This window comes from Sulfobacillus harzensis, from assembly GCF_012933365.1.
Lineage (GTDB): Bacteria > Bacillota > Sulfobacillia > Sulfobacillales > Sulfobacillaceae > Sulfobacillus_B > Sulfobacillus_B harzensis.
Window position 1 is genome coordinate 1 of sequence record NZ_JABBVZ010000145.1, and the last position, 6,447, is coordinate 6,447.

Annotated in this window: 6 protein-coding genes; 3 read left to right on the top strand and 3 right to left on the bottom strand. The window is 63.2% G+C overall.

The genetic code is table 11. The features are described 5' to 3' along the window. Window positions 1–10: 10 nt before the first annotated feature. Window positions 11–3,010, bottom strand: a complete 3,000-nt coding sequence (locus HIJ39_RS20830; RefSeq protein ID WP_169102968.1) for a Tn3 family transposase — start codon at window positions 3,008–3,010, stop codon at window positions 11–13. 140 nt (window positions 3,011–3,150) lie between these two features. Here HIJ39_RS20830 and HIJ39_RS20835 point away from each other — a divergent pair, with 140 nt between their 5' ends. Further along, entirely contained in the window at window positions 3,151–3,759 is a 609-nt protein-coding gene (locus HIJ39_RS20835; protein WP_169102963.1) for a recombinase family protein, read from the top strand. On the opposite strand, the gene HIJ39_RS20840 is transcribed toward HIJ39_RS20835, so the two are convergent. After that, window positions 3,756–4,319: a helix-turn-helix domain-containing protein gene (locus HIJ39_RS20840; RefSeq protein WP_169102964.1), complete on the bottom strand. Its 564-nt coding sequence runs from the start codon at window positions 4,317–4,319 to the stop codon at window positions 3,756–3,758. The two genes, HIJ39_RS20835 and HIJ39_RS20840, sit on opposite strands and share 4 nt — an antisense overlap. Window positions 4,320–4,407: 88 nt before the next feature. On the opposite strand from HIJ39_RS20840, the gene HIJ39_RS20845 reads away from it, so the two are divergent. Then, window positions 4,408–4,725 carry an AzlD domain-containing protein gene (locus tag HIJ39_RS20845; protein ID WP_169102965.1) on the top strand — a complete coding sequence of 106 codons (318 nt, stop codon included), beginning with the start codon at window positions 4,408–4,410 and terminating at the stop codon, window positions 4,723–4,725. Further along, window positions 4,722–5,438 carry an AzlC family ABC transporter permease gene (locus HIJ39_RS20850; protein WP_169102966.1) on the top strand — a complete coding sequence of 239 codons (717 nt, stop codon included), beginning with the start codon at window positions 4,722–4,724 and terminating at the stop codon, window positions 5,436–5,438. The genes HIJ39_RS20845 and HIJ39_RS20850 overlap by 4 nt, the downstream gene beginning before the upstream one ends. A 72-nt stretch (window positions 5,439–5,510) precedes the next feature. Here the strand turns inward: HIJ39_RS20850 and HIJ39_RS20855 are convergent, their stop codons facing one another. Then, window positions 5,511–6,248 carry an SDR family NAD(P)-dependent oxidoreductase gene (locus HIJ39_RS20855; protein ID WP_169102967.1) on the bottom strand — a complete coding sequence of 246 codons (738 nt, stop codon included), beginning with the start codon at window positions 6,246–6,248 and terminating at the stop codon, window positions 5,511–5,513. Window positions 6,249–6,447 lie beyond the last annotated feature (199 nt).

Consider the following 6,447-nt stretch of genomic DNA (forward strand, 5'->3'; position numbering starts at 1 on the left):
GATGGGCAACCTACTCGTCAAACGGCGATAGCGGTCGGAGATGTCCTTGCGCCACGACGTCGGGTACTTCAAACGAATAGTGCCCCAGCATCGTGATGTGGTCATGCCCTAACGGCGACAGACGGACGACATCATCATCCGTAATCTCTTGTCCGCGCCGGCGTAGGGCGTCGAGGGCCTGCTCCATGTACCGCGTATTCCACAAGACAATTGCATTGACGACTAAGCCCAGGGCGTTGAGTTGATCCTCTTGGCCTTCGCGATACGCTTGATGCAACTCGCCCCGTTTCCCGTAGAACACCGCCCGAGCGAGACCGTGTCGCGCCTCGCCCCGGTTCAACTGGGTGAGAATCCGCCGCCGGTAGCTTTCATCATCTAAATAGGCCAAGAGATACCGTGTTTTGTAAATCCGGCCGAGTTCCCCAATGGCGCGCCCCAACAGGGTCGGCCGTCCTCCGTGTTGCAGCGCTTGAATGAGGGCGGTCGCGTTCACCGTCCCCCACTTCAAGGAGCCGGCGACGCGGAGCATGTCGTCCCAATGACGGATGATGAGATCGGCACGAATGCGCTGCCGCGCCAGGCGGTTGAGCACACCGTAGTCGGGATCGGCTTCCCACCGCCAAAACCGGGCCTCGCCGATGTCGGCGAGGCGCGGACTGAATTGGTAGCCAAGCAAGCCGAAGAGGCCGAAAATCAAATCGCTGTATCCGGCCGTATCCGTCATGATCTCGTGGGGGTTGAGCCCCGTGTGTTGGTCGAGCACACCTTCCAACAGGCGTAGCGAATCCCGCAAAGTGCCGGCAATGACCAGCGCATTGAATCCGCTGAATTGGTCGCTCGTGAAATTGTAGTAGGTCACGCCGCGACCGGCCCCAAAGTATTTGGGGTTGGGACCCGCGTGGAGCGAGCGGACGGGCACGACGAACCGCAAGCCATCCGCCGAGGCCACTTCCCCCTGACCCCAGATCCGGGCCAACGGGCGCTGCGCATGATAGTCCACGAGCGTGGCATTGGCCGCAGCGAGCGTCTCCGCGCGCACGTAATTCTGGCCGACCCAGGTCAACCGATCATATTCCAACGCTGGGATGCCGGCGTGGACGACCGGGTCCAGTCCAATGTTGCAGGCTTGCGCCAGCAACACGGCGCACACACTGAGGGCCAAATCCTTGATCCGCTCGCCGCCCTGGCTGACATGGGTGAACGCGTCGGCGAACCCGGTCCACTGGTGAACTTCCAAGAGTAAATCGGGCAACGTCGGACGCGGGAGCACCGCCGCGACACGCGTCCGGAGTCGGCGCAGAGAGGGCGGGTCCTCCAGACGGTCCAACGGGCTCAACACCAGGCGATCCTTGCCGGCAAAGGATTCCAACCGGACCGCCGGATTGGTCTCCCAATGGGCGGCGGTGGTTCGATAGGCTGCGTCGAGCGCCTCCCGCACGGGGCGTAAGGACGATTCGGCATCCACCGCCCAATTCAGCGTCCGGAGCACCTGCGGGCGCACCGCGTCCCATGCGGCGCCTTGGAGGAGTTGGGCGCGCGGATCGCCGTAGCGTTCACTGGGGGTCACATACAGGTCGTGGGAGCGGACGCCCTCCAGCACCCGCGACAACACCCAGAAGGTATAGGCTTTCTTCCCGATGCGACCCTTGTCGTCCACGGCCACCGTCCGCCAGGCCGCCGTCATCCCCGTCGTCGGCGCCGTGGGCCATGATCGGGTCGCCTGGCTTTCGTGCTCGCGGAGGAATTCCCACGCGGCGACGGTGCCCTGGCCCGCGGGGGTGGCCTGCCACGCGATGCCCGCCAACAGCCGCGGCAGCACCTGCCGGATCTGCGGATAGTGGCGCCAGAGTTCCTGAAAAGCGACGGTCTGGTCCGGCGGATGCGTCAAGGTATCGACTTTGCGGATGGCGGTTTGCACCGCCTCTTTTGACACCCGGGCGAAAACGGTCGCCCGTAAATCCGTGTTGGGATCCGGGTCCTGGAGGAGGACCGCACAGGCCTCACGCAGTGCCCGGGCGGCCGCATCGAGATCGCGCAGCGTGCGCAGGCGCTTTTGGTCCGACCGCCGCTGGGTGCGGGCCAAGAGTTCGGTCAAATAGCGCTCCAAGAGCTCAATCAGGTCATCGTGGGCGCGGATCGTGAACACGGCCGTAAAGGCGACGAGGGTCGCGAGCCGCCGGTCCTCTGGCATCCGCGCAATGGCCTGAGCCCGCACCGTGGCCGCATGACGGGCTAACGCTCCCAATCGCGCGGACGGAATGGGCTGAAGATTCCAGTCGACGGCACCCAAGGCACGGAGGGTGTCGAGGCGGTCCAGCGCTTGCTGAAAGCCCCGAATACTCGGTCGGGTGGGGGCACGCCGGAGAATATCCAGCGGGGCGAGTCGGGTCTTGGGTTGGACGGCTAAGATGCTGTCCAGCGCGTCGCGTTGAGCCGGATGGGGTAAGGCCGCCAAACGCCGCCAGAGGCGACTCTGGGCGCGATCGCGCACCTGGGCCACCAAACGGGTCAGCGTGGTCACCCCGGGCAACAGGATTTTCTGTTCGACCAAGTGGGCCGTGGTCCGGTCAAACAACACACTGGGGCGTTCGGCCATCAGCCACGCCCGCTGGTACAGCCACCGCACCAAACGCCAATGCGCGGGTTGAGCCTCGAAGGGCGAATATCCGTATAAGGCGGTTAAGCGGAGAGCATGTTCGCGACGGGTCCGACTACCGCCATAGTGGTCCATGTCGGCGGGAACCGTCATGTTCAGTTGGCCCGCGACATAGGCCACCACCGCCGGTGGAATGGCGGCCCAATCCTCCACAAACGTTCCAAGAAACCGGAGGGTCCCCAGTTGCACCGCCCACCCCAACTGCTGACGATCCCCACGGAGCGGACGAAGGAACTGGCGATCCGTATCGTCCAGATAGAAATACTGAGCGAGTTGGGCCGGGGATGGGTCGCCGGCATACCGACCGTATTGCGCAGCCTGCTCCTCGGTGAGGAAATTGACTGGCGTGGGAATCCCTCCTTACGCGGGACATCGCGTGTGTGTCTCACATGGGTACACCCAGTTAAGACGGGTTTCCAGGTACGGGTTGTCGCCGTTTCCAGCGTATCGTATGCTTGTCTCATTAATCATACCGAAACGGGAGCGAAAACCCCATGATTTACGGCTATGCCCGCGTGAGTTCCACCACCCAAAACCTGGACACGCAGGTCGTTCAGTTGACGGCGTACGGCTGCCAGAAAATTTTCCAAGAAAAGCTGTCCGGGCGATCCCTCACACATCGCACCCAATTTTCGGCGCTCCTTGGTCGCGTCACGACCGGCGATACGGTCGTGGTCACGAAACTGGACCGCTTTGCCCGCAGTACCCAAGATGCCCTCAATACCATGGCGACCTTGACCGAGCGGGGGGTGTCGCTCGTTGTCTTGAATATGGGCGGGGATGTGGTCGACACGTCCACCGCGATTGGCAAGCTCCTCATCACGGTGTTGGCCGGGATTGCTGAATTTGAAGCGGACCTCATCAGGGAACGCCAGATCGAAGGGATTGCCGCGGCCAAAGCGCGCGGCGTCTACAAGGGACGGCCCCGGACCTACACGGCGCATCACAAAGGCTTGGCGCATGCGCTGGAGCTTTTCGCCGCCCGCGATACCAATCATCTGACGGTCAACGATATCTGTGCCATGACCCAGGTCAGCCGGGCCACCTTGTATCGGTTGGCACGCGTTCTCTCAGCCAACCCCAACGGGCCGGTGCTGGGCTAGCCGTGGCGATAAGTGATGAGAATGTGGGCTCGGGCGCGATGTGCCGAGGGATTGGCGTACGTATGCGCGGTGTCGGCCGTGAAATGAAGGAGGTCTCCGGCCCCGAGCCGATGCTCTACGTCCCCCGTCCGTATCGTTAAGCCGCCTTCAATCACCAACACCCATTCCTCGACACCGTCCGCATGCGGTTCCGCCCTATGCATGGACGCCGCCTCCATGTCCATGACGTGCCACTCAAAGGGGTCCCCGGGTCGCCGTGGCCACGCGGTCCGAACGCGATACCGTCCCTCGTCATCGGTGATGAGCGGCTGGTCTTCGTGTCGGACCAAATCCGGTGCCGCGGGATCGTCGAAAAACGCGGAAAAGGGCACCCCAAACCCGTGGGCGATTTTCCATAACGTCAGGACACTCGGATTGGTGACGCCGCGCTCAATCTGCCCGAGCATCGGCTTACTCACGCCGGTTAATTCCGCCCCCTGGTCGAGCGATAACCCGCGTCGCTCCCGCAATGCCCGCAACGCTCGGCCGACGCGCTCGGCGATGTGTTCCCCGGTATCCACGCTGACCGCCCCCTATTGATCATGATAACATACGTGTTGTATTGTATCACATACAACCTGATCTCCCGAGCAAAGGAGTGATGCGCTCATGCATGTTTTGTGGGTCTTCGCCACGGTGGGTATCGGCACCTTCTTGATGCGCACCGGGCCGCAATGGCTCGGCGCGCGGCTCACCTGGCCGCGCCCGTTCCTCGGCTGGTTGGCGCGCGTCACCCCCGCCGCCCTCGGGGCGTTGCTGGCCCCCGCCCTGTTTGTAGCCCACGGGCATCTGGTCCGTCCCTGGACTTCTCCGGCGCTGGGCGCGGCGGTCCTGGCGGCCATCAGTCAGTGGTGGCTGCGCCAGTTGCTGGTGACCGTGGCTGTGGGTGTAGGCGCGTACATGCTGTTGGGGGCGGTGAAAGGATGAACAGCCCCTTACTAAGTTCCCGGGACGCTTGGCGCGATGGGCTGCCCATCATTGCCGCGTATCTCGCCGTCAGCGCCACGTTTGGGGTTGTGGCGGATGCGGCGCACTGGCCTCTCGTTGACACCCTGCTCTGCTCGGCCCTGGTCTATGCCGGGTCGACCCAATTCATTCTGTTGTCGGCCATCCCCGTGATGGGTCCGGGGCCCGCGGCGCTGCTGGGTCTTGTCGCCAACCTCCGTCACCTCGCCTATGGCACGGCCGTCGCGCCCTACGTCGCCACGTGGGGTGCCACAATGCAGGCCCGATTCGGCTTTGGGCTCACCGATGAAGTGTTTGCCCTGGTATCCAGTCGTCTGGGCCCATCGCCAATGGCCCCGCCGTATGCGGTCCGACTCAGCGGCCAATCGTACGCGGCCTGGTTAGTCGGCACCGCGGTGGGGGCGGGACTGGGCGTGGGATTGCCCACCTTTCTCACCACCGGCATCGCGTTTGGAGTCACGGCGCTCTTTGTGGCCCTGCTGGTAGGCGCCGTCCGGGGTATGCAAGACGGCGTGGCGGCCGTGACCGGGGCCGCTGCCGCACTAGGGATGGCCACGGCCGGCCACACCGGGTTGGGGATTCTCGCGGGCGTTCTCGGCGGCGCCACGGCGGGGTATGCCGTCCCTCGACTGGCGCGAACACGCGATGCGTGTGGCCCCCGGCCGCATCGGTAGAGCCACGCCCGCCGTGTAGACGTGTGATCTCTGGCACGGTTCGTTCCCTGACAGGAACCCCAGATTCGTGCGTTACAATGTCCGTCGCATCAGACTAAATGACTGCCCCGTGGGACCCGGCTTGGGGTGGGTGGCCAAAAACAGCGCGAGGGGCACCACATCGTCCGGACGCTTGAACCATTCGCCGGCGATGGAAAACACACTGTTGGGATCGGAGTCCGATCCGGCCATGCTTGTATCGACGGGTCCCGGAATGATTTCATTCACACTGATGTGGTCATCAGCCAATTCATCGGCCAGAATGCGAGTGAGCATCCAGAGCCCGGCCTTCGAGCAGGCATAGGCCGACTGGTGAATCCGGCCATGATGACCCAGTCCCGAGCCCATCGTCAGAATGAGGCCGCTGTCACGCTTTTTCAGCAGGGGAATGGCCGCCCTAGCGCAGTAATACGCCCCGAAAAGATTGACGTCAACAATGCGAGTCCAGACTGCCGGGTCGCCCGCCTCGATGGAACGGTACTCCGCATCCATTCCCGCGTTCAGGACCAAGATGTCCAGCCCGCCATAGGTCTTTTCGACTTGGCTAAATAACGCGTTCACCGCGTGCACATCAGTCACATCGCACACAATGGCCGTGCTGCGGCCCCCGGCGGCTTCGATGGCGGCTGCCGTCTCGGCTATTTCTGGTTCGGTCCGCGCGACACACACCACCGTAGCGCCAGCCTTGGCGTATCCCTGTGCGATGGCCCGTCCAATACCCCGACCGGCTCCGGTCACGACGGCCACCTGATTATTTAAAAGCTGTGACACACCGATTGCCCTCCCAGTTTTCGATCCAACCATGAGTAGCCCTCGCTATCACTTGCGCTTGGGCCAGGCCCACATGACGATGATAGAGAACTGGCACGATAAACGCTACGTCTCAGTAATTCCCCTCGGGATGTGGGTTCTGCGTTCCAGTGGCCGATGCAAGAGGATGTTGTCGGATCGGTTCCCTATTAGTAGCGGG

Excerpts from the sequence above, each read along its gene's own strand:
- HIJ39_RS20850 (WP_169102966.1), top strand. The coding sequence starts at position 4,722 with ATGAACAGCCCCTTACTAAGTTCCCGGGACGCTTGGCGCGATGGGCTG.
- HIJ39_RS20845 (WP_169102965.1), top strand. The coding sequence starts at position 4,408 with ATGCATGTTTTGTGGGTCTTCGCCACGGTGGGTATCGGCACCTTCTTG.
- HIJ39_RS20835 (WP_169102963.1), top strand. The coding sequence starts at position 3,151 with ATGATTTACGGCTATGCCCGCGTGAGTTCCACCACCCAAAACCTGGAC.